This window comes from Pseudooceanicola sp. LIPI14-2-Ac024 (genome assembly GCF_042188925.1).
Classification (GTDB): domain Bacteria; phylum Pseudomonadota; class Alphaproteobacteria; order Rhodobacterales; family Rhodobacteraceae; genus Pseudooceanicola.
Map to the genome: position 1 here is coordinate 3,568,992 of NZ_CP170102.1, position 25,475 is coordinate 3,594,466.

At 69.2% G+C, this 25,475-nt stretch carries 26 protein-coding genes; 14 read left to right on the top strand and 12 right to left on the bottom strand.

Annotated features, from left to right (window positions below):
- Positions 1 to 42 precede the first annotated feature (42 nt).
- Positions 43 to 1,215, bottom strand: a complete 1,173-nt coding sequence (locus tag ACE2AC_RS17490; protein WP_375688703.1) for a thiolase family protein — start codon at positions 1,213 to 1,215, stop codon at positions 43 to 45.
- Positions 1,216 to 1,307: 92 nt separating this feature from the next.
- Here ACE2AC_RS17490 and ACE2AC_RS17495 point away from each other — a divergent pair, with 92 nt between their 5' ends.
- The 3 genes from ACE2AC_RS17495 (at position 1,308) to ACE2AC_RS17505 (ending at position 4,242) form a co-directional block, all read left to right on the top strand.
- A complete protein-coding gene (locus ACE2AC_RS17495) occupies positions 1,308 to 1,646 on the top strand; it encodes an STAS domain-containing protein (RefSeq protein ID WP_375688704.1) in 339 nt (112 codons plus the stop codon).
- Entirely contained in the window at positions 1,636 to 2,124 is a 489-nt protein-coding gene (locus tag ACE2AC_RS17500; RefSeq protein WP_375688705.1) for an ATP-binding protein, read from the top strand. The genes ACE2AC_RS17495 and ACE2AC_RS17500 overlap by 11 nt, the downstream gene beginning before the upstream one ends.
- Before the next feature lie 540 nt (positions 2,125 to 2,664).
- Positions 2,665 to 4,242, top strand: a complete 1,578-nt coding sequence (locus ACE2AC_RS17505; RefSeq protein ID WP_375688706.1) for a gamma-glutamyltransferase family protein — start codon at positions 2,665 to 2,667, stop codon at positions 4,240 to 4,242.
- Positions 4,243 to 4,364: 122 nt separating this feature from the next.
- Here ACE2AC_RS17505 and hspQ read toward each other — a convergent pair whose 3' ends face one another.
- Positions 4,365 to 4,691: a heat shock protein HspQ gene (gene hspQ, locus ACE2AC_RS17510; RefSeq protein ID WP_375688707.1), complete on the bottom strand. Its 327-nt coding sequence runs from the start codon at positions 4,689 to 4,691 to the stop codon at positions 4,365 to 4,367.
- A gap of 84 nt (positions 4,692 to 4,775) precedes the next feature.
- On the opposite strand from hspQ, the gene ACE2AC_RS17515 reads away from it, so the two are divergent.
- On the top strand, positions 4,776 to 5,657 hold the full coding sequence (locus ACE2AC_RS17515) for an AEC family transporter (protein WP_375688708.1): 882 nt from the start codon (positions 4,776 to 4,778) through the stop codon (positions 5,655 to 5,657).
- Between the two features lie 110 nt (positions 5,658 to 5,767).
- Positions 5,768 to 6,352 carry a transglycosylase SLT domain-containing protein gene (locus ACE2AC_RS17520; protein ID WP_375688710.1) on the top strand — a complete coding sequence of 195 codons (585 nt, stop codon included), beginning with the start codon at positions 5,768 to 5,770 and terminating at the stop codon, positions 6,350 to 6,352.
- A gap of 9 nt (positions 6,353 to 6,361) precedes the next feature.
- On the opposite strand, the gene ACE2AC_RS17525 is transcribed toward ACE2AC_RS17520, so the two are convergent.
- The 4 genes from ACE2AC_RS17525 to ACE2AC_RS17540 form a co-directional block, all read right to left on the bottom strand.
- Positions 6,362 to 6,970 carry an outer membrane lipoprotein carrier protein LolA gene (locus tag ACE2AC_RS17525; protein WP_375688712.1) on the bottom strand — a complete coding sequence of 203 codons (609 nt, stop codon included), beginning with the start codon at positions 6,968 to 6,970 and terminating at the stop codon, positions 6,362 to 6,364.
- A gap of 215 nt (positions 6,971 to 7,185) precedes the next feature.
- Positions 7,186 to 10,308, bottom strand: a complete 3,123-nt coding sequence (locus tag ACE2AC_RS17530) for a DNA translocase FtsK 4TM domain-containing protein (protein ID WP_375688714.1) — start codon at positions 10,306 to 10,308, stop codon at positions 7,186 to 7,188.
- An 11-nt stretch (positions 10,309 to 10,319) separates the two neighbouring features.
- Positions 10,320 to 11,504, bottom strand: coding sequence for an aminotransferase class I/II-fold pyridoxal phosphate-dependent enzyme (locus ACE2AC_RS17535; protein WP_375688716.1), 1,185 nt, complete (start codon positions 11,502 to 11,504; stop codon positions 10,320 to 10,322).
- 109 nt (positions 11,505 to 11,613) lie between these two features.
- Complete coding sequence (locus ACE2AC_RS17540) at positions 11,614 to 12,942, bottom strand: amidase (RefSeq protein ID WP_375688718.1); 1,329 nt, start codon at positions 12,940 to 12,942, stop codon at positions 11,614 to 11,616.
- A gap of 105 nt (positions 12,943 to 13,047) precedes the next feature.
- Here ACE2AC_RS17540 and ACE2AC_RS17545 point away from each other — a divergent pair, with 105 nt between their 5' ends.
- Positions 13,048 to 14,277, top strand: a complete 1,230-nt coding sequence (locus ACE2AC_RS17545) for a UbiH/UbiF/VisC/COQ6 family ubiquinone biosynthesis hydroxylase (protein ID WP_375688720.1) — start codon at positions 13,048 to 13,050, stop codon at positions 14,275 to 14,277.
- A 126-nt stretch (positions 14,278 to 14,403) separates the two neighbouring features.
- Entirely contained in the window at positions 14,404 to 14,958 is a 555-nt protein-coding gene (locus tag ACE2AC_RS17550) for a fasciclin domain-containing protein (protein ID WP_375688721.1), read from the top strand.
- Positions 14,959 to 15,029: 71 nt separating this feature from the next.
- Here the strand turns inward: ACE2AC_RS17550 and ACE2AC_RS17555 are convergent, their stop codons facing one another.
- Positions 15,030 to 15,407, bottom strand: coding sequence for a VOC family protein (locus tag ACE2AC_RS17555; protein WP_375688723.1), 378 nt, complete (start codon positions 15,405 to 15,407; stop codon positions 15,030 to 15,032).
- 40 nt (positions 15,408 to 15,447) lie between these two features.
- Here ACE2AC_RS17555 and ACE2AC_RS17560 point away from each other — a divergent pair, with 40 nt between their 5' ends.
- Entirely contained in the window at positions 15,448 to 15,987 is a 540-nt protein-coding gene (locus ACE2AC_RS17560) for a winged helix-turn-helix transcriptional regulator (RefSeq protein WP_375688725.1), read from the top strand.
- 52 nt (positions 15,988 to 16,039) lie between these two features.
- On the opposite strand, the gene ACE2AC_RS17565 is transcribed toward ACE2AC_RS17560, so the two are convergent.
- Positions 16,040 to 16,810, bottom strand: a complete 771-nt coding sequence (locus tag ACE2AC_RS17565; protein ID WP_375688726.1) for a DUF1013 domain-containing protein — start codon at positions 16,808 to 16,810, stop codon at positions 16,040 to 16,042.
- A 143-nt stretch (positions 16,811 to 16,953) separates the two neighbouring features.
- Here ACE2AC_RS17565 and ACE2AC_RS17570 point away from each other — a divergent pair, with 143 nt between their 5' ends.
- On the top strand, positions 16,954 to 17,595 hold the full coding sequence (locus tag ACE2AC_RS17570) for a ribonuclease T (RefSeq protein ID WP_375688728.1): 642 nt from the start codon (positions 16,954 to 16,956) through the stop codon (positions 17,593 to 17,595).
- A gap of 24 nt (positions 17,596 to 17,619) precedes the next feature.
- Here ACE2AC_RS17570 and ACE2AC_RS17575 read toward each other — a convergent pair whose 3' ends face one another.
- The gene (locus ACE2AC_RS17575; RefSeq protein ID WP_375688730.1) at positions 17,620 to 17,916 is read right to left on the bottom strand and encodes an HNH endonuclease; all 297 of its coding nucleotides are present in this window, start codon (positions 17,914 to 17,916) and stop codon (positions 17,620 to 17,622) included.
- Positions 17,917 to 17,974: 58 nt separating this feature from the next.
- Here ACE2AC_RS17575 and ACE2AC_RS17580 point away from each other — a divergent pair, with 58 nt between their 5' ends.
- From ACE2AC_RS17580 to recR, 5 genes are all read left to right on the top strand, one after another.
- Complete coding sequence (locus ACE2AC_RS17580) at positions 17,975 to 19,162, top strand: TIGR03862 family flavoprotein (protein ID WP_375688732.1); 1,188 nt, start codon at positions 17,975 to 17,977, stop codon at positions 19,160 to 19,162.
- A 53-nt stretch (positions 19,163 to 19,215) separates the two neighbouring features.
- Complete coding sequence (locus ACE2AC_RS17585) at positions 19,216 to 20,205, top strand: NAD(P)H-quinone oxidoreductase (RefSeq protein WP_375688733.1); 990 nt, start codon at positions 19,216 to 19,218, stop codon at positions 20,203 to 20,205.
- 122 nt (positions 20,206 to 20,327) lie between these two features.
- Positions 20,328 to 22,142, top strand: coding sequence for a DNA polymerase III subunit gamma/tau (locus ACE2AC_RS17590; RefSeq protein WP_375688735.1), 1,815 nt, complete (start codon positions 20,328 to 20,330; stop codon positions 22,140 to 22,142).
- 90 nt (positions 22,143 to 22,232) lie between these two features.
- Positions 22,233 to 22,577, top strand: a complete 345-nt coding sequence (locus ACE2AC_RS17595; protein ID WP_375688737.1) for a YbaB/EbfC family nucleoid-associated protein — start codon at positions 22,233 to 22,235, stop codon at positions 22,575 to 22,577.
- A gap of 13 nt (positions 22,578 to 22,590) precedes the next feature.
- Positions 22,591 to 23,184 (top strand): recombination mediator RecR, encoded by a 594-nt coding sequence (gene recR, locus ACE2AC_RS17600; RefSeq protein WP_375688739.1) that lies wholly within the window; start codon positions 22,591 to 22,593, stop codon positions 23,182 to 23,184.
- Positions 23,185 to 23,199: 15 nt separating this feature from the next.
- Here recR and ACE2AC_RS17605 read toward each other — a convergent pair whose 3' ends face one another.
- From ACE2AC_RS17605 to ACE2AC_RS17615, 3 genes are read right to left on the bottom strand one after another with little or no spacing between them, the layout of a single operon-like run.
- Entirely contained in the window at positions 23,200 to 23,631 is a 432-nt protein-coding gene (locus ACE2AC_RS17605) for a YybH family protein (protein ID WP_375688741.1), read from the bottom strand.
- Between the two features lie 59 nt (positions 23,632 to 23,690).
- Positions 23,691 to 24,269, bottom strand: a complete 579-nt coding sequence (locus tag ACE2AC_RS17610; protein WP_375688742.1) for a histidine phosphatase family protein — start codon at positions 24,267 to 24,269, stop codon at positions 23,691 to 23,693.
- Positions 24,266 to 25,402: an NAD(P)/FAD-dependent oxidoreductase gene (locus ACE2AC_RS17615; RefSeq protein ID WP_375688744.1), complete on the bottom strand. Its 1,137-nt coding sequence runs from the start codon at positions 25,400 to 25,402 to the stop codon at positions 24,266 to 24,268. Before ACE2AC_RS17615 ends, ACE2AC_RS17610 begins: the two co-directional genes overlap by 4 nt.
- Positions 25,403 to 25,475 lie beyond the last annotated feature (73 nt).

Genomic DNA, 25,475 nt, shown 5'->3' on the forward strand with positions numbered 1-25,475 from the left:
TTGGCAAGATGCGGGCCGCGGAAATCGCGGCCCTGCGGCGTCTCAGACCCGTTCGATCGCGATCGCGGTGCCCTCGCCCCCGCCGATGCAGATCGCCGCCACCCCGCGCGTCAGCCCTCGGGTTTCCAGCGCGTTCAGCAGCGTGACGATGATCCGCGCGCCCGAGGCGCCGATCGGGTGGCCAAGCGCGCAGGCGCCGCCGTTCACGTTCACCACCTCGCGCGACAGCCCCATCTCCTGCATGAAGGCCATCGGCACCACGGCAAAGGCCTCGTTGACCTCCCACAGGTCGACATCGGCCACCGTCCAGCCCAGCCTGCGCAGCAGCTTCTGCGCGGCCGGCACGGGGGCGGTGGTGAAGAGGCCCGGCGCCTGCGCGTGGCTGGCGTGTCCAAGCACCCTCGCCCGCACGTTCAGCCCGCGCGCCTTGGCCGTCGCGCCCGAGGCCATGACCAGCGCCGCCGCCCCGTCCGAGATCGACGAGGAGTTGGCCGCCGTCACCGTCCCGTCCTTGCGGAAGGCGGGTTTCAGCGTCGGGATCTTCTCGGGCCGGGCGCTGGCGGGCTGCTCATCGGCCGCGATCACCGTCTCGCCCTTGCGGCTCGTCACGGTGAAGGGCGCGATCTCGTCCGCGAAGGCGCCCGAGGCCTGGGCCTCAAGGGCGTTCGACAGCGACCGCAGGGCATAGTCGTCCTGTGCCTCGCGGGTGAACTGGAACGCCTCGGCGCAATCCTCGGCGAAGGTGCCCATCAGGCGGCCCTTGTCATAGGCGTCTTCCAGCCCGTCGAGGAACATGTGGTCGACGGCCTGCTGGTGCCCGATCCGCGCGCCGCCGCGCATCTGCGGCAGCAGGTAGGGGGCATTGGTCATGCTCTCCATCCCGCCCGCGACCATCACCGAGTTCTGGCCGAGCGCGAGCTGGTCGTAGGCCGACATCGCCGCCTTCATGCCCGAGCCGCACATCTTGTTCAGCGTCGTGGCCGGAACCTCTTCGCCCAGCCCCGCCGCGAAACCCGCCTGCCGCGCCGGGGCCTGGCCCTGGCCCGCAGGCAGGACGCAGCCCATCAGCACCTCGTCCACCGTCGCGACGCCCGCCTGCGCCAGCGCCGCGCGGATCGCCGCGCCGCCCAGCTCGGCCGCCGGAACGCCGGCGAACACCCCCTGGAACCCGCCCATGGCGGTACGGGCCGCGCCCGCGATGACCACATCCTGCATGTCCGATCCTCCTCGGTCTGGCCCCTGCATACCGAATGGTAAGGATTGGCGTCTAGCCTGCCAGCTACACGAGGTGCGAACGGAGCTGGCACATGCACGTTACGGCGCGGGAAGAGGACGGCATCCTGGTCGTCTCGGTCAACGAGGACCGGATCGACGCGGCCGCCGCGATCCAGTTCAAGGACGCTATGCGCGAGGTGACGGCCAACGGCACGGGGCGGGTGGTGCTCGACCTCGCGCAGGTGGTCTTCATCGATTCGAGCGGCCTTGGCGCCATCGTCGCCGTGATGAAGGAATTGGGGGACGACCGCAGGCTGGAACTGGCCGCCATGCAGACCAATGTCGACCGGGTGTTCCGCCTCACACGGATGGATTCGGTCTTTCCGGTGCACGCGGGCGTGGACGACGCGCTGCGGACCCATGCAGGCTGAGATGGGCGGCGCCCCGGTTCCCCCGCTGACCGGCGCCGACGATGCCGAGGTGCGGCTCGCCTTCTCGGCCACCCCGATTGCCGTGCGCCAGGCGCTGGCCGCGATCATGCGCGACCTCAGGCCGTTGCGGCTCGAACACGAGGAACGCGGCACGGTCGAACTGGTGCTGGCCGAGGTGCTGAACAATGTCGTCGAACACGCCTACGGCGCGCAGGGCGGCTGGGTCGACGTCCAGTGCCAACGCGCCCCCGACGGGCTCTGGGTCCGGATACGCGACCGTGGCGACCCGATGCCGGAGGGCGAGATCCCGCTGGGCGACCTGGCCGATGGCCGCAACGCCATGATCGACATGCCCGAGGGTGGTTTCGGCTGGTTCATCATCCGCGACATCGCCCGCGACATCGATTACCGGCGCGAAGGCGGCGAAAACATCCTGACCTTCCGGATTGCGGTCGGCATGGCGCTCAGGGTCGGCTGATCGGGGCTGCATCAGCCGGATCGCAACCGGAAACGACAATTCCGCCCCACGCGGCCTCACATTCCGTCCGCTGTCGCATGGAATCATCGTCCCAAGATGGCGCGACGTCATCTAAGCTGCTGAAATATTGTGGATAACTCTATCCTCAGCGCGACTCTGCGGTCGAATCCCTCTTTCCTCCCGCCGGCCTGTTTCGATCCCCACGCGGGAACGACACCGGCATGGAACGCAGATTGTTGCCAAATCGGTAACGCGATCCCGGTCCGAATGGGCATTGTCGTCGGATCGCCCGCATCGATCACCAAAATGCCCAAATCACAGCGAAGTTCCGTCCGAATGCAGCGTCATAACAGGACCTGTAGCTGCATATGGCTTCCCTCGGCGTCGCGTTCCAAACAGCCCCCACCCAGTGCGCGACGTCGAGGTACTATGCAGCCCGACCTCCCCCACATCCCCCGACCCGCCGCCTGTCTCAGGGCAAAGGCCTCTGGACGACGCGCGCCGTCTGACTAGGATCGCGCCCGAACAGGGAGATCCTCAATGCGTGACTTTCACTTGCCCGGCCGTTCGCCGGTCCTCGCCCTCAACGGCATCGCTTCCACCTCGCACCCGCTCGCCGCGCAGGAAGCGGTCGCCGTCCTGAACCGCGGCGGCAACGCCATGGACGCCGCCATCGCCGGGGCCGTGCTGCTGGGCCTCTGCGAACCCGCGATGACCGGGATCGGCGGCGACCTCTTCGCGCTGGTCTCGCGCGGTCCGGGGGCCGAGGTCGAGGCGCTGAACGGTTCGGGCCGGGCCGGGGCCGGTGCCGAGGCGCAGGTGCTGCGCGACCAGGGTCACGACAAGGTGCCGCTGCAAAGCCCCTGGGCGGTGACCGTGCCGGGCGCCATCGACGCCTTCTGCCGCCTCAGCGAAACCTACGGCAAGCTCGGCCTCGACGCGGTGCTGGAGCCGACGATCCGCCATGCCGAGGCCGGCGTGCCCGTCGCCCCCCGCGTCGCCTGGGACTATGCCTACAAGCACAAGACCCTGAACGAGACCGCGCGCCGCCACTTCCTGCCGAACGGCGAGGTGCCCAAGGTCGGCACGCTCTTCCGCGCCCCCGGCCAGGCCGAGGTGCTGCGCCGCGTCGCCCGCGAAGGCGCCTCCGCCTTCTACGAGGGCGAGGTGGCCGAGGACATGGTCGCCACCCTGCAGGCGCTTGGCGGCCCCCAGACGCTCGAGGATTTCGCCGGGGTCGAGGCGACGCCGACGAAACCGATCAGCGGCATGTACCGCGGCATCGAACTGCTCGAGCATCCGCCGAACGGCCAGGGCGCGACCGCCATCCTGCTGCTGAACATCCTGTCGAAATTCGACATCGCGGGCATGGACCCATGGGGGCCCGAACGCGCGCATATCGAGGCCGAGGCGACCAAGCTCGCCTACGACGCGCGCGACCGGTTCCTGTCGGACCCCGATCACATGACCCGGCTCGACCACATGCTGTCGGACGCGACGGCCGAGAAACTGGCGGCCCTGATCGACCCGAAACGCGCCATGGCCTCGGCCGCGCAGACCAGCGAGGCGGTGCACAAGGACACGATCTACATCACCGTGGTCGACAAGGACCGGATGGCGGTGTCGCTGATCTATTCGATCTTCCACGGCTTCGGCTCGGGCATCGCGTCCGAGAAGTTCGGCATCCTGCTGCAGAACCGCGGCGCCGGGTTCTCCCTGCAGAAGGGCCACGCGAACGAGATGGCGCCGGGCAAGCGGCCGATGCACACGATCATTCCCGGCATGCTGCGCGACAACGGCCGGGTGGTGATGCCCTTCGGCGTGATGGGCGGCGCCTACCAGTGCACCGGCCACGCCCGCTTCACCACCAACGTGCATGACTTCGGCCTCGACCCGCAGGCCGCCATCGACGCGCCGCGCTGCTTCGCAACCGATGGCGTGCTGAACGTGGAGCGCGGCTACCCCGAGGCGACGCGCGCCGCGCTGGCCGCCCTCGGCCACGATGTCCGCACCCCGGACGAGGCCATCGGCGGTGCCCAGGCGATCCACATCCGCGACGACGGCGTCCTGATGGCGGGCAGCGATCCGCGCAAGGACGGCTGCGCGATCGGGTACTGATGGGAAATTGCCGGGGTGGGGTGAAACCCCACCCTGCGCAGATGCGCCGTCACGCCGGGCGGCGCCCCGACCAATCCCGACACGCACGTGGGGCGGGGGTCCACCCCACCCGCACCCGGCGCTCAGTTCAGCTGGAAATGCAGCGGGTAATACCCGTCGGTGAACGGCCCGAAGAGATCGGGGATGTCCGGGTGATCCACCGGCTCGCCCGAGTAGTCCTCGACCAGGTTCTGTTCCGAGACATAGGCGACGTAGTAGCTCTGATCGTTCTCGGCCAGCAGGTGGTAGAACGGCTGCTCCTTCGAAGGACGGCTGTCCTCGGGGATCGCGGCGTACCACTCGTCGGTGTTGTTGAACTCGGGGTCCACGTCGAAAACCACCCCGCGAAAGGGGTGCTTGCGGTGCCGCAGCACCTGCCCAAGATTATATTTCGCGCGTGCTTTCAGCATCGTGTTGCAGCCCCTTGGGCCTATGAATACCGTGACTTTCCGGTAAATGTCCAATTTCGTATCGAAAAATAGGGGAAACAATCTGTGAACCTCGCCCTGACAGTGCTCGAGATCGTGGCACCCGTGTTCCTTCTGGCCGGCGTCGGCTTCGTCTGGGTCAGGCTGGGGTTCGAATACCGGGTCGAATTCGTCACCCGGCTGGCGATGACGCTCTCGGTCCCCTGCCTGATCTTCACCGCCCTGATGCGGACCGAGATCGAGCCCGAGGCGCTGGCCGCGCTGTCCTACGCCGCCATCGCCGCCTATGCCGTGCTGACCGTGGTCACCGCGCTGGTGCTCTGGATCGGCAAGCTCGACATGCGCACCTACCTCGCGCCGCTGATCTTCGGCAACACCGGCAACCTCGGCCTGCCGCTGGCGCTCTTTGCCTTTGGCGAACAGGGGCTGTCCTACGCGGTGGTGGTCTTTGCCATCATGGCGCTCTGGTCCTTCACCTTCGGTATCTGGGTGGTCTCGGGCGGCGGCTCGATCGTGCGGGCGCTGAAGGAACCGCTGCTCTGGGCCACCATCCTCGGCGGCATCTTCCTCTGGCAGGGCTGGCACACGCCGCGCTGGCTGACCAACACGCTGGAACTGACCGGCCAGATGGCCATCCCGCTGATGCTGATCACCCTCGGCGTCGCGGTGGCGCGGCTGCACCCCGGCCACATGGCGCGGGCGACGGTGCTCTCGGTGCTCAAGGTGGTGCTTTGCGTCGGGGTGGCCTGGGTGCTGGGCCGCGCCTTCGGTCTCGACGACGTGGCCTTTGCCGTGCTGGTGGTGCAGATCGCGACCCCGGTGGCCGTGACCTCGTTCCTGCTGGCGGAAAAGTACGGTGCCGATTCCGGCGCGGTCGCGGGCCTCGTGGTCGCGTCCACGCTGGCCTCGGTCATCTACCTTCCGCTGATCCTCGCCGCCGTGCTCTAGGCGCCGCCGATCTGGGGAAAACGTGATTTTCCCGGCTGGCAAAATCCGGTATCATGGTCCCAACGGCCAGAAAGGCCGACATAAAACAAGACCGAGTGGGCGAGAGGCAGATGAGCAGAATCCTCCGAGCCGCCATGATTTTATTGCTGGTCGCATCCTGCGGCGGGGGGCGGTACGAACCGCCCCGCGACCTGGAAAACGCCTGCAGTATCGTGAAGGAGCGGCCCAAGTATCTTCGCGCGTTCAAGGACGTGGAGCGCCGGTATGGCGTGCGGCCAGAGGTCCTGATGGCGATGATCCACCAGGAAAGCAAGTTCATCGGCAACGCGCGCACCCCGCACACCTACGCGCTCAAGATCATCCCGATGGGCCGGCAAAGCTCGGCCTATGGCTACAGCCAGGCGCTCGACGGCACCTGGGAGGATTACAAGCGCGAGACCGGCAACCGCCGGGCCAAGCGGGACAACATCAAGCACGCGACCGATTTCATGGGCTGGTACATGGCCAAGTCGAACGCCAAGCTCGGCATCGGCATGAACGACGTGCGCAACCAGTACCTGGCCTACCATGACGGTCACGCCGGCTTTGCCCGCGGCAGCTACCAGTCCAAGACCTGGCTGCTGGCGGTGGCCGACAACGTGCAGACCCGGGCGCTGACCTACGGCGTGCAGCTGCAGACCTGCAGCCGCCGCTGACCCTTCGGCTCAGCGGCGCTCGGGCGCCCGCTGGGTCTTGGCCATCTCGATGTTGAACTGCGTGTCGGGGATGTTCACCCCGGTGCGCAGGTCGCCCAGGATCACCGTCGTCTTGGCACCCGCGTCGTCGGTGATCACCCATTGCCGCAGCTCGGTCGGGCTGTCGGTGAACACCAGCTGGATATTGCCGTATTCCGGATGCTCCGGATCCTGTGCCTGAACCGTCGTCGTCTTGTCGTCGGACGTGTGGCCGGTAACCATGCGCTCGCGGCCCAGGTCCACGTTCTCGGCCAGGATGATCGACAGCGGCGTGCGCGACAGCGGGTAGGTCGCGGGGCCGGTGTTCGACTTGTTGTCGAAGATCGCCACCGTGTTCGCGCCCGCCATCACCAGCGTGTCGTCGGGCTTGTCGTATTCGAACCGAACCCGGCCCGGCCGCTTGATGTAGAGCGTCCCGGTCGAGATCGAGCCGTCGTCGTTCACCTGGGTGAAGTCGGCCTCGGCCGTCTTCATGCCGTTCAGGTAGGACGAGATGTCGGCCAGCGGGATCTTGTCCGCCCAGGCCGGAGCGGCGAGGGCGAGCGTCAGGGCGGGGGCAAGGGCGAGGCGTTTCAGCATGTCTCAGAAATAGTCCTTCGGTCCGTTTCGCACCAGCGTCCAACCATCACATCGGCGTATGGGTTCCGGCGGAGTTCTGCTCAGGCGGCCTGCGCCAGCGTGTGGGGCGCGAGGTTTCCGGTACCCCGCGGCCGGGCCGCCGGGCGCTTCGATTCCGATGCGGCCAAAGAAAAGGGGGCCGAAGCCCCCTTTCCGATCTCGCGTGGTCCGGCGCCTCACTGCGGCTCGGGCACCAGGATCTCGCGCTTGCCGACGTGGTTGGCGGGCGACACCAGCCCCTCTTCCTCCATCTGCTCGACGAGGCGCGCGGCCTTGTTGTAGCCGATGCCCAGCTTGCGCTGGATGTAGGAGGTCGAACACTTGCGGTCCTTGATCACCACCGCCACGGCCTGGTCATAAAGCGCGTCCTCGCCGTTGGTGTTGCCGCCCGTGGACAGGCCGAGCACCGCGTCGATGTCGCTCTCGCGGTCCTCGGCCGGGCCCTCGACGACGCCGCCCACGTAGGTCGGCGGGCCGTAGGCCTTGAGGTGGTTCACGATCTCCTCGACTTCCTCGTCGCTGACGAAGGGGCCGTGGCAGCGCTGGATGCGCCCGCCGCCGGCCATGTAGAGCATGTCGCCCTGGCCCAGCAGCTGTTCGGCGCCCATCTCGCCCAGGATGGTGCGGCTGTCGATCTTCGACGTCACCTGGAAGGAAATCCGGGTCGGGAAGTTCGCCTTGATCGTGCCGGTGATGACGTCGACCGAGGGGCGCTGCGTGGCCATGATCAGGTGGATGCCCGAGGCCCGCGCCATCTGCGCCAGGCGCTGGATGCAGGCCTCGATCTCTTTCCCCGCGACCATCATCAGGTCGGCCATCTCGTCGACGATGACGACGATATAGGGCATCTTCTCGGGCTGGATTTCCTCGGTCTCGAACACCGGCTCGCCGGTCTCGTCGTCAAACCCCGTCTGCACGGTGCGCGAGAACATCTCGCCCTTGCCGAGCGCGTCGGCGACGCGGCCGTTGTAGCCGTCGATGTTCCGCACGCCCATCTTGGACATCTTGCGATACCGCTCTTCCATCTCGCCCACGACCCACTTGAGGGCGACGACCGCCTTCTTCGGATCGGTCACCACCGGCGACAGCAGGTGCGGGATGCCGTCGTAGACGCTGAGTTCCAGCATCTTGGGGTCGATCATGATCAACCGGCATTCCTCGGGCGTCAGCTTGTAGAGCAGCGACAGGATCATCGTGTTGATCGCGACCGACTTGCCCGACCCGGTGGTCCCCGCGATCAGCAGGTGGGGCATCTTGGCCAGGTTCGCGACGATCGGTTCCCCGCCGATGTCCTTGCCAAGCGCCAGCGGCAGCTTCATCGCGCTGTCGCCGAATTCGCGGGCGGCCAGGATTTCACGCAGGACGACCATCTCGCGGTTGTCGTTCGGAAGTTCGATCCCGATGACCGAACGGCCCGGCACGGTCGAGACACGGGCCGACAGCGCCGCCATCGACCGCGCGATGTCGTCGGCCAGGCCGATCACCCGGCTGGCCTTGAGGCCCGGCGCCGGTTCCAGCTCGTACATGGTGACGACGGGGCCGGGGCGGACGCTGACGATCTCGCCCTTCACGCCGTAGTCGTCCAGCACGGTTTCCAGCATCCGCGCGTTCTCCTCGAGCGCGTCGTCGCTCAGGTGGTGGCGCTTGATGTTGGCCGGGTCCGACAGCAGGTTCAGCGGCGGCAGGTCGAAATCGGCATAGCTCTCCTCGAACTGCAGCGCCGGCTGCGCCTCGGCGCGGGCGCGAGTCGAGGGCGCGACCTTCTTGGGCGCGGGCTGCACCACGCGGCGCGCGGGCTCGGCGCTGGCGACCGGGATCGGCGCCGGGCGCGGGGCGACGGGGGCGGGGGCCGGTTCCGGCTCCCAACCCGCTTCGTCGTCTGCGTAGTAGCCGTCGTCGTAATCGTCCTCGGCCGCGTAGGCCTGCACCGGCTCGGGCTCCGGCGCGGGGGCGGGCTGCGCCATCACCTGCGGGGCAGGGGAGGGGGCCATGCCCGCCGTCAGCGGCGGTTCCGCACGCGAGTTGTTGCCCAGTACCAGCGGGTCCGGCCCCCGGCCGCGGCCCTTGGTCAGCGGCTGCAGGATCGGAGAGGTCACGCGGGCCGACGTCCGGGCGCGCTGGCGCACCGCGTCGGCGATCTTGGCCTTGATCCGGTCGTCCGCGGGCACGTCGGCGTCCATGTCATAGTCGTCGGCCTCGGCATAGGGCGCCGGGCCCGCGCCGCGCTCGGGGCGGCGGATCATCGACGGCAGGCGGCTCAGGAACCCGGCGCGCGCGGGTTGCGGGCGTTCGATGACGGCCTCGTATTCCGGTTCGTCGTACTGCACCGGCTCGGGCGCGGCGGTGCGGGTCACGCCACCCAGGCGCGGCATCGGGGCCTGCGCCTGCGGGGCGGGGCTGCGCAGCGGCGGCTCCTCGTAATGCGGCGGCACGTGATCCCAGGGATCGGCCTCGGCCGCGGCGGGGCGGCGGACAATCCCGCTCAGACGCTCGCGGAACGATGCCTGCGGCGCCTCCTCGTAATAGTCGTCCTCGTCATAGATCACCTCGTCCGCCATCTCGGCGGCGCGGGCCTGGGCCTCGGCGCGGCGGGTGGCGCGGCGGTCCTGGTAGCCGTCCTTGGCGGCCACGGCGCCCGACCAGCCGGCCTGCGCCCCGCGTCCGATCACCTTGGTGACCCCGACATAGGCCAGCACCACGGCATAGACGGCGTAGCGGGCCATCCGGCTCAGCTCCAGCCGGGTGAAGCCCAGAACGAAGAGCCCCATCACCGCCATCGCGGCACCGATCACCAGCGACAGGACCTTGAGCCCGGCGGTCGCGCTCACCGGGGCGACGCCGATCAGCGTGCCCAGCACGGTGTCGCCGAACAGCCCGCCCAGGCCGAAGGAATGGGACCAGTCGTCGCTCGGCACCAGGGACGAGGCATAGACCGACAGCAGCACGATCCAGATCGGCGCAAAGACCAGCCGCGACAGCGCGCGGTCCTCGCCCTTGTGCAGCGCCAGGCGCGCGCCCCAGACGACGGTCAGCACCGCGATGCCCCAGCCGCCCATGCCGAGGATCATGAACACCGGCGCCGACAGCCCGGCGCCGAAGCGGCCCAGCCAGTTCTGCACCGGCTGGTCCGTCACCGACACCCAGGACGGGTCATTCGGGGAATACGAGGCGAAGGCCAGCGTCAGGATCACCCCCGCCGCCAGCAGGAGCACACCGACAAGTTCCTTGCCGCGCTTTTCGATCGCGGCCTGCACGTTGCTGTCGAACAGGGGGTCGCGGCCCCGCGTCTGGTATGCCATGTCGCGTTTCCTCATTCATACAGACAGCCGCGCAGGCGCATGAGCGCCGCCGCCATCTCGTCCTTGGGGGCCACCATGGCGACCCGGATGTAGTGCTTGCCGGGGTTTTCCCCGTCGACCGGCTGGCCGAAATAGGCGCCGGGCAGGACCCGCACCCCGGCCTCGGTCCAGAGCTTCAGCGCCGCCGCCTCGCCATCCTCGACCGGCAGCCACAGGAAGAAGCCGCCGTCGGGACCGGCATAGCCCGGCACGCCCGCCATGATCTCGTCCGCCACGGCGTACTTCTCGGCATAGAGCGCGCGGTTGGCGATCACGTGGTCCTCGTCCGACCAGGCGCGTTCGGCCACCCGCTGCAGCGGCAGCGGCATCGGCGCGCCGGAATAGGCGCGCAACTGGCGCACCCGCCTGATGCTCTCGGCCCCGCCCGCGATGAAGCCCGCGCGCAGGCCCGGCAGGTTCGATCGCTTCGACAGCGACTGGAAAAGCGTCACCCGCTCGGGGTCGGCGCCTGCGGCCTCGGCCGCCGTCAGAACGCCCATCGGCGCGGTGTCGCCGCGGTAGATCTCGGAATAGCATTCGTCCGAGAAGACTCGGAAATCGTGCTTCTCGGCCAGCGCCAGAAGGTCCTTCCAGTAGCCCGCGTCGGCCACCGCGCCCTGCGGGTTGCCGGGGGTGCAGATATAGGCCGCGACGGTGCGGTCGAGGATCTCGGCCGGCAGCGATCCGTAATCGGGCAGAAAGCCGGTCTGCCGGGTCGCGTTCACGAAGACCGGCTCGGCCCCCACGGAAATCGCCGCGATCATGTAGACCTGGTAGAACGGGTTCGGGATCAGCACCACGGGTCGCTTGCCGCGCTTTTCCTCGGGCAAGAGCGCCATGGCGACGTTGTAGAGCCCTTCGCGTGTGCCGTTCAGCGCCATCGCGCGGCTTTGCGCGTCGAAGTCGACGCCGTAGCGCCGCCCGACCCAGCCGGAAATCGCGTCCAGCAGTTCCGGCGATCCGTCGTTCGGCGGGTAAGAGGCGAATCCCTCGACATTCGCGGCCAGCACCTCGGGCACCCAGTCCGGGAACGGGTGCTTCGGCTCGCCGATCGTCATGTTCGCGACGGGGCCCCCCGCGGGATGCGGGTCAAGCAGCGCACGCAGGCGCGGGAATGCATAGGCCGGTAGGTTCGAAAACCGCTCGGGGAAAATCATGAACTGCCTCTGGGTCCGGGGTCGTTGTTCGCCCCGTTTGCCCGAAAATTAACGTCCGACAGCAACTTCGTCCAGTAACCTAAAGCGCTGGACAAGGCTGTTGTGGCATTTAGGACATTGCCGATTCGGCCCCTTTTCCAAGCCGCAGAAGGGCTTCCTCACCCCCCGGACGGCCCAGGATCATCAGCCCGGCGGACGGCACGCCGGTCGGCAGGCTGAGGGCGCAGAGGCCCATCAGGTTGCCGACGCGGGTGTTGCGCAGGGCCAGCAGGTTTTCCGCGACGTAATAGTCGTGATCGGCCAGCAGCCGTTCGGCATCCGGCGGCAGGATCGGCGCGGTCGGCAGGATCACGGCGTCATATCCGGCCGTCTTCACGGCCCAGAGCGCCCGGATCTCGTGCAGCCGTTCCCAGGCGGCGACGAAATCGGCGGCCATGTGGCTGGCCCCGCCGCGGAAGCGGTCGCGAATCTCGGGGAACATCTTGTCCGGCGCCGCCTCGATCACGTCCCGCCAGAGGCCATAGGCCTCCGAGGTGAAGAGGATGCCCGACATCCCGTTCGCCTCGGCCACCTCGGGCAGCTCAAAGGGCTCCAGCACCGCGCCCGCCTTTTCCAGCGCCGCGCGGGCCTTGTCGAACCCCGCCATCGGTTCGGCCCGGACCTCGTCCAGCGCCAAGGTCTGCAACACGCCGATCCGCGCGCCGGAAATGTCGGCGCCCCGCAGGTCGGGCGCCCGCCCGTTCTCCAGCGCCGCCAGGCCAAGCGCGCAGTCCTCGACGCTCCGGCACAGCGGTCCGACGGTGTCGAAGCTCTTGACCAGCGGCACCACCCCGTCGAGCGACACGCGCCCCGTCGTCGTCTTGAGCCCGGTCAGGTCGTTCCATGCCGAGGGGATGCGCACCGACCCGCCGGTGTCCGATCCGATGCCCATGGCGGCCAGGCCGAACGCCACCGAGGCCGCCGCGCCCGACGACGACCCGCCCGGCACTGCCCTGGGATCGTTGACGTTCGGCGGGGTCGCGGTGATCGGGTTCAGCCCCAGCCCGGAAAACGCCAGTTCCGACATGTGCGTCTTGCCCAGGCACACGGTGCCAAGCTGGGTCGCGGTCGCCAGCACCCGCGCGTCGGCCGCGGGCACCCGGCCTTCCAGCAGGGCGCTGCCGGCTTCCGTCGCGACGCCCGCGCTATCAAAGAGGTCCTTCCACGAGATCGGCACGCCGTCGAGGATCGACTTGCGGATGCCGTGCTTGGCCCGGTGCGACGCGGCGGCGGCCTCGGCCCGGGCGCGGTCATGGGTGACGACGGTATAAATTCGGTCGCGTGCGTCATGGCCGTCGATCGCCTCGAGGTAGGTCTCGGTCAGCGCCACCGGGTCGATTTCCCCCGCGCCGATTCCGCGGCCCAGTTCGCCCGCGCTCATCCACAGCCAATTTTCCATGACACACTCCTGTCCCGTCCGCGCGCGACGGTAGCGGCAGCCGGGCGCATGGACAATCCCGTGCCCGGCGGCATATTCCCCCTTGAACGACACGCGGAGGCGACGATGGCCGGACCCGATGATATCCTGCCCAAAGAGATCCTGATCGTGGGCGGCGGGCTGAACGGCCCGGCGCTGGCCCTCGGCCTCGCGCAGGCCGGATTTTCTGTCACCGTGATCGACGCCCTGCCGCTGGAAACCCACGAGGCGCCGGAATTCGACGGCCGCGCCTATGCGCTGGCGCTCGCCTCCACCCGCCTGCTGCGCAACATCGGCGTCTGGCAGGCGGTCGCGGAGCACGCCCAGCCGATGCTCGAGATCAAGGTCTCGGATGGTCACGCGGGGCAGGGCGGCGGCCATTTCGGCCTGCATTTCGACCATGCCGAGATCGAGGAAGGCCCGATGGGCCACATGCTCGAGGACCGCTTCCTGCGCCGCGCCTTTCTCGACGCGATGGCGGCGGAACCGCGCATCACCCACCGGGCGGGCGACACGGTCGTGGCCCAGTCGACCGACGCCACCGGCATCCACCTGACGCTCGCCTCGGGCGAGGTGCTGTCGGGCCGCCTCGCCATCGGCTGCGACGGGCGGACCAGCGGCACCGCCGCCCGCGCCGGGATCAAGCGCACCGCCTGGGGCTACGGCCAGACCGCGCTGGTCTGTGCCATTGCGCACGAGAAACCGCACCACGGCATCGCGCACCAGTTCTTCATGCCGCCCGGCCCCCTCGCCATCCTGCCGCTGCCCGGCAACCGCTCCTCCATCGTCTGGAGCGAGACGGCCGAGACCGCGCGCGCCTTCATGTCGCTGTCCGACGCCGACTTCCTCGCCGCGCTGCGCCCGCGCTTCGGCGATTTCCTCGGCGCCATCGGGCTGGAAGGCAGGCGGTTCTCCTATCCGCTCGGCCTCAGCCTCGCGCAGAGCTTCATCGCCGAGCGCATCGCCCTGGTCGGCGACGCGGCCCACGGTCTGCACCCGATCGCGGGGCAGGGGCTGAACGCAGGGCTGCGCGACGTCGCCGCCCTGGCGCAGGTCGTGACCGAGGCCGCGCATCGCGGAGAGGACATCGGCGCCGCCGACGTCCTCGGCCGTTACCAGCAGTGGCGCCGCTTTGACACCGCCAGCCTCGCCTTCGCGACGGACATGAGCAACCGTCTGTTTTCGAACGACAATCCCATCCTGCGCGCGGGCCGCGACTTGGGCATGGGCATGATCAACGCGCTGCCCCGCCTGCGCCGCGGCTTCATCCGCGAGGCCGCCGGCCTGACCGGCGATCTGCCGGATCTGATGCGGTAACATACTGGTGAGCCACCGAATTCGCGGCGGCGCCCGGCAAGTATTTTGAAACCACTTCGCCGACCGCCCCGTAGCTCTGGCATCGGACGGGCACTCAGGCCCGCCCTTGTTGGAGGAGTAGTTTCCATGTTCAAGACCACCGCCACCCTCGCCGCGTTTGCCCTGACCGCCGGCGCCGCACTGGCCGAAAACCCCACCGTCGGCGGCGCGCCGATGTTGGCCGACAAGACCATCGCCGAAAACGCATCCGCCGCGCCGAACCTGACCACGCTGGTCTCGGCCGTGACGGCCGCCGGCATGGCCGAAACCCTGATGGGCGATGGCCCCTTCACCGTCTTCGCGCCCACCAACGACGCCTTCGGCATGATCTCCGAAGCGTCCCTGAACGCCCTGCTCGAAGAGAAGAACGTGGCCCAGCTGCAGCAGATCCTCGGCTGCCACGTCGTCGCGACCGAGGCGTTTTCGACCGACATCGCCGGGATGATCAAGGACGATGGCGGCATGCATGTCGTGCCCACGGTCGGCGGCTGTGAGCTGCAGGCCTACATGGAGGGCGGCGAGCTGAAGTTGAAGGACGAGAACGGTCGCGTCGCCACCGTGACGACCGCCGATGTCGACCAGTCGAACGGCGTGGTCCACGTGATCGACCGCGTGATCCTGCCGTCCGGCCAGGCTGGCTGAGGTCCCGGACACCTCGATCGGAAGGGGCGCCGTTCGGCGCCCCTTTCTGCTCTGGTGGCCCCGTTCGGCCCCTATGCCCCGCCGGTCAGGTCCTGCGCCAGCATCAGCGCGTTGTCGTCGGGGTCGTAGAAGGTCGCCGTCGCCACCATCCCCTCGATCACCTCGGTCGCGCCATCGAACCGCACGCCGGCGTTTTCCAGCGCCGCCCGGGCGCTCGCGATGTCGGCCACGCCAAAAACCGGGACGGTGTTGCCCGGCGCGGGCTCGGCCTGTTCGCCAAAGCCGAGGGTGACGCCCTCGGTCAGGGTCTGCACCTCGCTCCAGCCCGCCTCGTCGGCGTGATAGAGCAGCGCGAACCCCAGCATGTCGCCGTACCATGTCGCACTGGCATGCCGGTCACGCACCGACAGGGCCAGGGTAATCGTCTTTTCCAGGGCCACGATCGCCATGGGAATTCCCTTTCGATAAAAAATATATTAACTATACTTTATGACCAAGGACGATCTTGTCAAGCTCACCGCGCGGGCCTGGGCGCTGCCGATCCTGGCCGCGCTCGGAACCGGGACGCCGGGGCGGCAGGCCCCGCTGATCGCGGCGACCGGGGCGGGGCGGGCGGCCTTCCGGCAAAGCCTCGATCACCTGGTCGGGCTGGGGCTGGTCGAACGCAACCCCGGCCACGGTCACCCGCTGCGCCCCGAGATCCGGCTGACGGTCGAGGGCGCGCGCATGGCCGGGCTGGCGGCCGCGATCCTCGGGGCGGCGGAGGGCGGCGGACAGGCTCCGCTCCTCCGGCGCAGCTGGACGGTGCCGATCCTCGCGGTCTGCCAGCACCCGCGCTTCTTCGGCGAGATCAGGGGAGAGCTGGCGCCGATCACCGACCGCGCCCTGTCGCTCTCGCTCAAGCAGCTGCACGCGGGCCGATGGCTCGACCGCCACCTCGACGCCGCGGCGCATCCGCCGCGCCCGCTCTACCGCGCCGCCAATGCCGGGGCCGAGATCGCGCGCCTCGCCGCCGAGGTGCTGCCATGAAAAAGGCCGCCCCTCGGGGCGGCCCTGAAACACTCACGCGACCTGTGCCGGATCAGCGGCGCGGATCGTCGTCGTCCTCGTCCTCGTCGTCATCCGACCCGCCGGGCAGGTTGAAGAAGCTGTCGGCATCCGAGAAATCGCCGGCATTCTCTTTCTCGTCGTCGTCATCGTCGCTGAACGAGAAGGTCTCGAGCCCCTCGATCGCCGTGGGGATCCGCGGCTCGGTGTCCATGCCGAGGCTCTGCTCGGTCGACAGCAGCTTGCGGCGCTCGTCGTCGGTCATCGCGGCACCCTCGGCGGCGCGCTTCGACGCGGCCTTCTGCACGGCGGCGTCCAGCTCGGTCTGCTTGCAGAGGCCAAGCGCGACGGGGTCGATCGGCTGCATGTTGGCGATGTTCCAGTGGGTCCGCTCGCGGATCGACTGGATCGTCGGCTTGGTGGTGCCCACCAGTTTCGAGATCTGGCCGTCCGACAGCTCCGGGTGGAACTTCACCAGCCACAGGATCGCGTTCGGGCGGTCCTGACGCTTCGAGAGCGGCGTATAGCGCGGGCCACGGCGCTTTTCCTCGCCGACGGCGGCGGCGTTGAACTTCAGCTTCAGCTTGTGAAGCGGGTTCTTCTCGGCCGTGTCGATCTCGTCCTGGGTCAGCTGGTTGTTGGCGATCGGGTCGAACCCCTTCACGCCGGCGGCCACGTCGCCGTCCGCGATGCCCTGGACCTCGAGCTCGTGCATACCGGTGAAATCGGCAATCTGCTTGAAGGTCATGGTGGTGTTGTCCACCAGCCAGACGGCGGTCGCCTTGGCCATGATCGGTTTGCTCATCTCGGCACTCCTTCGAAACTATGCGCCAAACAAATCTTCCCCGGCGCCCGGTGAGGGGCGGCACCGGACTTTCGGTGCGGGTTTCCGTTGTCGGGGAACTTGGCGGCTATATAGTCGCCGAAAACCTCGATGGGAAGCCCCGAATGCGTCCATGGATCGTTCAGATTCTCTTGATACTCGCCCTTTCGGCCCCGCTCCGGGCCGAAGGAGAGCGGGCGGGCGACTTCGACTACTACCTCCTGGCGCTGTCCTGGTCGCCCAACTGGTGTGACCTGACCGGCCGCGCCCGCGACAGCGAACAATGCGATCCGGGCCGCGACCTGGGCTGGGTGCTGCACGGCCTCTGGCCGCAGGACGAACGCGGCTATCCCAGCTATTGCAGCACCCGCGCCCGCGACCCCTCGCGCCGGATGACGGGCGAGATGGCCGACATCATGGGGACGGGCGGCGCGGCCTGGTACCAGTGGAAAAAGCATGGCCGCTGCTCCGGGCTTGAGGCCGCGGACTACTTCCGCACCGCCCGCCGGGCCTATGACGCCGTGACCCGCCCGCCGGTCTTCCGCGCGCTGGAGCAGGACGTGACCTTGCCGGCGCGCGTGGTGGAGGAAGCGTTTCTCGAGGTGAACCCGGCGCTCGCCGCCGACATGCTGACCGTCACCTGCCGCGACGGCGCGATCCAGGAGGTGCGGATCTGCCTGACGCGGGAGCTCGAGCCGCGGCGCTGCGGGGCCGACGTGATCCGCGACTGCACCGCGCAGAACGCCCGCTTCGGCGCGATCGACTGAGCGGGACGAGCGAGCCACCAAACCTCACCGCCGCTTCCGCCGCCCGCCCGGCGTCTTCGAATGAAACCCGGGCGGCCGCTTGCCCACCCAGGCCACGAACCCGGCGATCCGGGGATGCGCCCTGAGCTTTTCCACCGTGTCGAACTCTCGTGCCAGTTCCGCCTCGGTCAGCGTCGCGTGGATCTCGTTGTGGCAGATCTGGTGCAGCAGCACGGTTGGCCCGCCCTTGCCGCCCTTCAGCTTCGGCACGAGGTGGTGCAGGCTCTGCCGTGCCCCGGGCGGGATCGGGCGCAGGCAGAGCGGGCAGATCGGGTCGCTCACTTGTCTCTCCTTGCCGCACCGGCTTAGACAGTGCGGCAGGACCAGCGAAAGGCAAGCCGTGCAGACGCCCGAAGACCTCGACGCCCTGGTGATCGGCGGCGGCCCCGCCGGGCTGATGGCGGCGGAAACCCTCGCCCGCGCCGGTCACGCCCCGGTCATCGCCGAGCGGATGCCGACCCTCGGCCGCAAGCTTCTGATGGCGGGCAAGTCCGGGCTGAACCTGACCAAGAACGAACCGGCCGAGGCTTTTCGCGCCGCCTATGGCACGGATCTGCCCCCGCTGGCCCCCGCCCTCGACGCCTTCGGAGCGGAACAGGCGATGGCCTGGGCCGAGGCGCTTGGCCAGCCGCTCTTCACCGGCTCCACCGGGCGGGTGTTCCCGAAGGCGATGAAGGCCTCTCCGCTCCTGCGGGCCTGGCTCGCCCGGCTGGCGGGCCTCGGCGTCACGACCCGCACCCGCTGGCGCTGGACCGGGTGGGACGGCGACCTCGCCCTTTTCGACACGCCCGACGGCCCCCGCCGCCTGCGCCCCCGCGCCACGATCCTCGCCCTCGGCGGCGCTAGCTGGCCCCGCCTCGGCTCCGACGGCAGCTGGACCCTTGCACTCCCACCCACAATGCTCGCCCCGTTCCAGCCTTCGAACGCCGCCCTCCGCATCGACTGGTCCGACCACATGCAGCCGCATTTCGGCACCCCGCTCAAGGGCGTGGCCTTCCGCGCGGGCGACCAGACATCGCGCGGAGAGGCGGTCCTCTCGGCCCGTGGCCTCGAAGGCGGCGGGCTCTACCCGCTGACCCCCGCGATCCGCGCGGGCGCACCGCTGACGCTCGATCTCTTCCCCGATCTCGACGCGGACACCCTCCGCCAGCGGCTGACCAAGCGGCGGCGCGGCGACAGCCTCGCCAACCACCTGCGCCGCCGGCTGAACCTGTCCTCGGCCAGCCGGGCGCTGATCATGGAATGGGGCCGACCGCTGCCCGACGACCTTGCCCCGCACCTCAAGGCCCTGCCGGTCCCCGTCGCGGGCCTCGCGCCGATCGAAACCGCGATCTCGACCGCCGGCGGCCTGCACTTCGCTGCGCTGGATGCCGACCTGATGCTCACCGACCAGCCCGGCACCTTCGCCGCCGGAGAGATGCTGGACTGGGAGGCCCCGACCGGCGGCTACCTACTGACCGCCTGCCTCGCGACCGGACGCCACGCCGGGGCCGCCGCCGCCCGTCACCTGGACGCGCACCCGGCCTGATGGACAATCCCCGCCGCGGCCCCGATAGTCCGCCCGAACCCAAGGAGGATCCCATGTCCGAGACGATGCGCGCGATCGAGATTTCCAAACCCGGCGGGCCCGAGGTGCTGACCCCCTGCACCCGCCCGATGCCGCAGCCCAGGGCAGGAGAGGTGCTGATCCGCGTGGCCTATGCCGGCGTGAACCGCCCCGATGCCCTGCAGCGCGCGGGGGCCTACGACCCGCCCCCGGGCGCCAGCGACCTGCCGGGGCTCGAGGCCTCGGGCACCATCGCGGCGGTTGGCCCGGGCGTCACGGACTGGAAAGAGGGCGACCGCGTCTGCGCCCTCCTGCCCGGCGGCGGCTATGCCGAATACGTCACCACGCCCGCCGCACACTGCCTGCCCGTGCCCGAGGGCTTCAGCATGCTGCAGGCCGCGGCGCTGCCGGAAACCTTCTACACCGTGTGGTCCAACGTCTTCATGCGCGGCGGGCTCAAGGCGGGCGAGAAATTCCTGGTCCACGGCGGGTCCTCCGGCATCGGCACGGTCGCGATCCAGCTGGCAAAGGCCTTCGGCGCGCGGGTCTTCACCACCGCCGGATCGGCCGAGAAATGCCAGGCCTGCCTCGACCTCGGGGCCGAGCGGGCGATCAACTACCGCGACGAGGATTTCGTGAAGGCGCTCAAGGACGAGGGCGGCATGGACCTGATCCTCGACATGGTGGGCGGCGACTACATCCCGCGCAACATCAACGCGCTGGCCCTCGATGGGCGGATGGTCCACATCGCCTTCCTCCAGGGTCCCAAGGCCGAGGTCAATTTTGCCCTCGTCATGGTCAAACGCCTGACGATCACCGGCTCGACCTTGCGCCCGCAGAGCGACCAGGCCAAGGCCGAGATCGCCGAGCAATTGCGCACCGTGGTCTGGCCGAAACTGGGCACCTCCGGCATCGCGCCGGTGATGGACAGCACCTATCCCTTCGACAAGGCGGCCGAGGCGCATGCCCGGATGGAAAGCTCGGCCCATATCGGAAAGATCATGCTCGAGGTCGCGGGGGAGTAACCGCCGCTGCCCGCCCCTCTGCCCGTCGCGGGCAGGGGGGCAAGGCCCCCCGTTCCCCGGCTTCCCTGCTGGACAACTCCGCCCCCGGCCATTAGTCTCCCCCGGAACCACCAGGGGACTTCATGACCGCAGCCGAAAAGCCCGCCTACCAGGTGCTGGCCCGGAAATACCGGCCGGAAACCTTTGCCGATCTCGTCGGCCAGGACGCCATGGTGCGCACCCTCAAGAACGCCTTCCAGGCGGACCGGATCGCGCAGGCCTTCATCATGACCGGCATCCGCGGCACCGGGAAGACGACGACCGCGCGGATCATCGCCAAGGGCATGAACTGCATCGGCCCGGACGGCGAAGGCGGACCCACCACCGAACCCTGCGGGCAGTGCGAACACTGCAAGGCGATCATGGAAGGCCGCCATGTCGACGTGCTGGAAATGGACGCGGCCTCGAACACCAGCGTCAACGACATCCGCGAGATCATCGATAGCGTCCACTACCGGGCGGCTTCGGCGCGCTACAAGATCTACATCATCGATGAGGTGCACATGCTCTCGACCAGCGCGTTCAACGCGCTGCTCAAGACGCTCGAGGAACCGCCGGCGCATGTGAAGTTCATCTTTGCCACCACCGAGATCCGCAAGGTCCCGGTGACGGTGCTGTCGCGCTGCCAGCGCTTCGACCTGCGCCGGATCGAACCCGAGGTGATGCTGACCCTCCTGCGCAAGATCGCTGACCGCGAAGAGGCGCAGATCACCGACGAGGCGCTCAGCCTCATCACCCGCGCGGCCGAGGGGTCGGCGCGCGACGCGACCTCGCTCCTCGACCAGGCGATCAGCCACGGGGCAGGGGAAACGGGGGCCGAGCAGGTTCGCGCCATGCTGGGCCTCGCCGACCGGGGCCGTGTCCTCGACCTCTTCGAGATGGTGATGCGCGGCGATGCCGCCGCCGCCCTGGGCGAGATGTCGGCGCAATACGCCGACGGTGCCGACCCGATGGCGGTGCTGCGCGACCTGGCCGAGATCACGCACTGGATCTCGGTCGTGCAGATCACCCCGGACGCCGCCGAGGATCCGACCATCGGGCCCGACGAACGCACCCGGGGGCAGGACCTGGCCAGCCGCCTGCCGATGCGGGTGCTGACCCGGATGTGGCAGATGCTGCTGAAGGCGATGGAAGAGGTCGCGCAGGCCCCGAACGCGATGATGGCGGCCGAGATGGCGATCATCCGGCTGACCCATGTCGCCGACCTGCCCGCGCCCGAGGAACTGCTGCGCCGTCTGCAGGACAGCCCGCCGCCGCCGGGCCCCGGCGGTCCGGGGGGCGGGATGCCCGCACCCGGCGGCAACGGCGGCGCGACCGGTTATTCTGCGGGCGCGCCGGTTAACGGCGGCGGAATGCAGGGTGCGCCGCGCACCGACGCGATACCGACGCAATACCGACGTGATACCGACGTGGCGTTCGGTGGGGCCGGCACGGCCCAGGCGCTCGCCGTCGACCAGGCTCTGGCGCGCTATCCGACCTTCCACCACGTGGTCGAACTGGTCCGCGCCAACCGCGACGTGAAGCTGCTGGTCGAGATCGAGACCACCCTCCGCCTAGCCGCCTACCAGCCCGGCCGGATCGAGTTCCAGCCGACCGAACGCGCCCCCGCCGACCTCGCGCAGCGGCTTGGCCAGCGCCTCCAGCTCTGGACCGGCAACCGCTGGGCCGTCACGCTGGTGAACGAGGGCGGGGCCGAGACGATCGCCGAGGTGAAGGATGCCAAGATCCGCGCCCTGAAAGAGGAGGCCGCTGCGCATCCTCTTGTCCAGGCTGTGTTTTCCGCCTTTCCCAAGGCCCGTATCGAAGCCGTCCGCACGCCCGAGGAAATCGCCGCCGAGGCGCAGGCCGATGCCCTGCCCGAGGTCGAGGATGAATGGGATCCCTTCGAAGAAGACTGATCCCCGCTTGCATGTGCCGCCCCGCGCGGCCATGTCCCTTCCCAAGATGAACCGGCACCCCGCCGATCCCAGACAGACAGGAGCAAGACAATGTTCAAAGGCCTCGGCAACATGGGCGATATGGCCAAGATGCTGAAATCCGCACAGGACCTGCAGCAGAAGATGGCCGACCTGCAGGAAGAGATGCACACCATCATGGTCGAAGGCTCCTCGGGCGCCGGCCTGGTGAAAGCCACCTGCACCGCCAAGGGCGAACTCAAGGGCCTCGACATCGACCCCTCGATCTTCAACCCCGAGGAAAAGGAAGTGGTTGAGGACCTGATCCTCGCCGCGATCAAGGACGCCCAGACCCGCGCGCAGGAACGCTCGCAGCAGGAAATGAACAACCTGACCGAGAGCATGGGCCTGCCCAAGGACATCAAGTTCCCGTTCTGAGGCGCATTTCCCGGTGAGCAGCAACCGCGACATCGACGCGCTGATCGAGACGATGGCACGCCTTCCGGGCCTCGGCCCCCGGTCGGCGCGGCGCGCGGTGCTGCACATGATCCGAAAGAAGACGACCGTCCTGCACCCGCTGACCGAGCTGTTGGAGCGGGTGTCGCGGAACGTCCGGGAATGCGTGAACTGCGGCAACCTCGGGTCCGGCGATCTCTGTGACATCTGCACATCCGAAAAGCGCGCCAACGGCGAGCTCTGCGTGGTCGAGGATGTCGGCGATCTCTGGGCGATGGAGCGGTCCGGCGTCTTCAAGGGCCGCTACCACGTACTCGGCGGCACCCTCTCCGCGCTCGATGCGGTCGGGCCGGAAGAGCTGAAGATCCCCCGGCTGGTCGACCGGATCGGGGAGGAACGGATCACCGAAGTAATTCTGGCCCTCAATGCCACCGTCGACGGCCAGACGACCGCGCATTACATCGCCGACCAGCTCGACGGTCGTGTGACGCTCACCTCGCTGGCGCAGGGCGTGCCGATCGGGGGAGAGCTCGACTACCTCGACGACGGCACGATCACGGCGGCGCTCAAGGCACGCAAGGCGCTCTGACCGCCGCCGCGAGGGTCACCCGGCGGTGGCCTGCGGCACGTCGATGACGATCCGCCACGCGCCGTCCGGATCGCGGCGCAGCACCACCACCGAGAATCCGCCGTCGCGGATCGCGGTGCCGTCCGGGGCGGTGCCCTCGACGGTCCAGGCGCCCAGGTGCAGCGCCAGGTCACCGGCGACAAGGACCTTGTGACAGTCGAAGGTGATGCGCGGCTGCATGGCCAGGAACTCGGCATAGCCGGCGGCCAAGGCCGCGGTCCCGCGCGCTTCGGCGCCGGGGGCAAATTCGACAAGCCCGCCGGGCACGTAGCCCGACAAAACGGTGTCCAGGTCGCCGGCCTGCATGGCGGCGGCGGTGGCCTCGATCCGGGATTGGATCGCGGCGGCCTCACCAGCCGCGACGGGGCCGGCGGGGGTGGTCAGGGCAAGGGTCATGGTCTGTGTCATCGTGGGGTCTCCTGTTGCTGGAAGTCCCATGATGCCCTGGCCCTGCTGTCAGCCTGCCGTCAGCAATCCTCGATCCGCCGCCAGCCATGCTCCGGCGCGCCGCCTGCCCGCGGCGCGGTCCAGAGGCAGCCACCGCCACCCGGCTGGTCGTGGTCGCGGCTGATCGGCTGCCCGGCGAGGTGGCACCAGAGCAGCGACCCGACCGCGCCATGCCCGCAGAAGAGGACATCGCCCGCAGGCGCCCCGGCCAGTGCCTTGGCGGCGGCGCCGACGATCCGGGCCTGCGCGGCACGGGCGGTTTCCCAGCCGCGGAAGCTGTCGTCCGGGTGCGCAAAGAACGCGTCCGCCGCCGCCTCGAACCTCTCGGGCGGCAGGAACCCGCTCGCGCTGCGGTCGTTCTCGCCCATCTCCTCGACCGCCACCGGGTCCAGGCCGAGCGCCGTGCCGAAGACCGCCCCGGTCTCCCGTGCCTTGGCCTCGCTGCTGGTCCAGATCGAGGTGACGGTGCCGATGTCCGCCCGCGCCGCGAAGGCCTCGAGCCGCGCGCGCCCGACCTCGGTCAGCCCCCAGTCCGTCACCGGCACCGCCGGGTCGATCACGACCTGCGGATGGCTCAGGTACCAGAGCCGTCCGCTCACACCGCCGCCTCGTGGGCCCAGTCGGGCAGTGCATTGCCCAGCACCACCTCGGCCCCCAGCCGCCCCAGCTCGTCCGAGCACTTCGCGCCCCGCCCGCAACCCGCGACCGCGACGCTGACCCGGTCCGACAGGGGGCGGAGCGTGGCGATGTTGTCGGGCGCATAGGTCGTCACGCAGGGCATCGTGTGCCAGTCCGCGATCCGCAGCCCCGGCATCCGGGCGCGGATGTCGTCGTGCAGCTGCGCGCCGACCTCGGGGTTGCCCTCGGTCCGGAACCAGTCGCCGATGGCCTCGCCCTCCAGCAGCACGTCCACGGGATCGCCGCCCAGCTTGAGGTACCAGTTCCCGTCCGGGTAGCGGATCGGCGGCAGCAGGTAGGGATCGTTGCCCTGGCCGTCCTGGTAGATCAGCGTCGGCATCGTGGCGAGGCGCTGCGCCTCGTCCGCCTCCAGCCGAAAGAGCGCGACGGTGCGGGCATAGACCTCGATGTCGAGGGCACCCTGCATCAGCAGGTTGGAAAACCCGCCCGTCGCCACCAGCACCCGGTCGGCCGTCACCGGCCCGTCCTCGGTCGCGATGGTCACGCCCGCGGGTCCCTCGTCGATCCCGGTCGCCGCGCAGCGGAGCAGCCGCGCCCCGGCGCGTTCGGCGGCCGCGCTCTGCGCCTGCACCATGCGGCGGGGAGAGATATGGCCGGCATTCTGCGACTCGAAGAGCGCGACCGTCCCGGTCGGAAAATCGAAATAGCCGAAGCGCCCGGCCAGCTCGGCGTCGCGCAGCACCTCGCAGGCGATGTCGTCGCGGTCGCGCACCTCGAATAGCTGGTTCATCAGTTTCGAGCCTTCGGGCCCTGCCATCAGCGATCCGACCTCGGTGAAGAACGAAACGCCGCTTTCGGCCTCGATCTCGCGGTAGCGGGCGATGGCGGCGCGGCTGACGGTGCTCCAGAACGGCCAGGGGTCGAGCCCGCGGGTGATCCGCCCCTCGTCGTAGTGGCTGGCAAAGACACCGCGGTGCGCCCGGCGGTCTGCGGGTTCGTCCGGCCCGATGACCGTGACGCGGTGCCCCGCCTTGGCCAGGTGCCGCCCTGCCGCCGATCCGATGAGCCCGCGCCCGATGATCGCGATGTGCATGATCTGCCTCCGTGTTCGTTCCGCGGCATGAATACATGCCGCGTCCGGAACGGAAAGGGGCGGCGACCGGGCG

Excerpts from the sequence above, each read along its gene's own strand:
- ACE2AC_RS17605 (WP_375688741.1), bottom strand. The coding sequence starts at position 23,631 with ATGACACAGACCATGACCCTTGCCCTGACCACCCCCGCCGGCCCCGTC.
- ACE2AC_RS17505 (WP_375688706.1), top strand. The coding sequence starts at position 2,665 with ATGCGTGACTTTCACTTGCCCGGCCGTTCGCCGGTCCTCGCCCTCAAC.
- ACE2AC_RS17525 (WP_375688712.1), bottom strand. The coding sequence starts at position 6,970 with ATGCTGAAACGCCTCGCCCTTGCCCCCGCCCTGACGCTCGCCCTCGCC.
- ACE2AC_RS17565 (WP_375688726.1), bottom strand. The coding sequence starts at position 16,810 with ATGAGCAAACCGATCATGGCCAAGGCGACCGCCGTCTGGCTGGTGGAC.
- ACE2AC_RS17495 (WP_375688704.1), top strand. The coding sequence starts at position 1,308 with ATGCACGTTACGGCGCGGGAAGAGGACGGCATCCTGGTCGTCTCGGTC.
- ACE2AC_RS17615 (WP_375688744.1), bottom strand. The coding sequence starts at position 25,402 with ATGCACATCGCGATCATCGGGCGCGGGCTCATCGGATCGGCGGCAGGG.
- hspQ (WP_375688707.1), bottom strand. The coding sequence starts at position 4,691 with ATGCTGAAAGCACGCGCGAAATATAATCTTGGGCAGGTGCTGCGGCAC.
- ACE2AC_RS17535 (WP_375688716.1), bottom strand. The coding sequence starts at position 11,504 with ATGATTTTCCCCGAGCGGTTTTCGAACCTACCGGCCTATGCATTCCCG.
- ACE2AC_RS17550 (WP_375688721.1), top strand. The coding sequence starts at position 14,404 with ATGTTCAAGACCACCGCCACCCTCGCCGCGTTTGCCCTGACCGCCGGC.
- ACE2AC_RS17500 (WP_375688705.1), top strand. The coding sequence starts at position 1,636 with ATGCAGGCTGAGATGGGCGGCGCCCCGGTTCCCCCGCTGACCGGCGCC.
- ACE2AC_RS17555 (WP_375688723.1), bottom strand. The coding sequence starts at position 15,407 with ATGGCGATCGTGGCCCTGGAAAAGACGATTACCCTGGCCCTGTCGGTG.
- ACE2AC_RS17520 (WP_375688710.1), top strand. The coding sequence starts at position 5,768 with ATGAGCAGAATCCTCCGAGCCGCCATGATTTTATTGCTGGTCGCATCC.
- ACE2AC_RS17545 (WP_375688720.1), top strand. The coding sequence starts at position 13,048 with ATGGCCGGACCCGATGATATCCTGCCCAAAGAGATCCTGATCGTGGGC.
- ACE2AC_RS17490 (WP_375688703.1), bottom strand. The coding sequence starts at position 1,215 with ATGCAGGATGTGGTCATCGCGGGCGCGGCCCGTACCGCCATGGGCGGG.
- ACE2AC_RS17540 (WP_375688718.1), bottom strand. The coding sequence starts at position 12,942 with ATGGAAAATTGGCTGTGGATGAGCGCGGGCGAACTGGGCCGCGGAATC.
- ACE2AC_RS17595 (WP_375688737.1), top strand. The coding sequence starts at position 22,233 with ATGTTCAAAGGCCTCGGCAACATGGGCGATATGGCCAAGATGCTGAAA.
- ACE2AC_RS17570 (WP_375688728.1), top strand. The coding sequence starts at position 16,954 with ATGCGTCCATGGATCGTTCAGATTCTCTTGATACTCGCCCTTTCGGCC.
- ACE2AC_RS17590 (WP_375688735.1), top strand. The coding sequence starts at position 20,328 with ATGACCGCAGCCGAAAAGCCCGCCTACCAGGTGCTGGCCCGGAAATAC.
- ACE2AC_RS17585 (WP_375688733.1), top strand. The coding sequence starts at position 19,216 with ATGTCCGAGACGATGCGCGCGATCGAGATTTCCAAACCCGGCGGGCCC.
- ACE2AC_RS17530 (WP_375688714.1), bottom strand. The coding sequence starts at position 10,308 with ATGGCATACCAGACGCGGGGCCGCGACCCCCTGTTCGACAGCAACGTG.
- ACE2AC_RS17560 (WP_375688725.1), top strand. The coding sequence starts at position 15,448 with ATGACCAAGGACGATCTTGTCAAGCTCACCGCGCGGGCCTGGGCGCTG.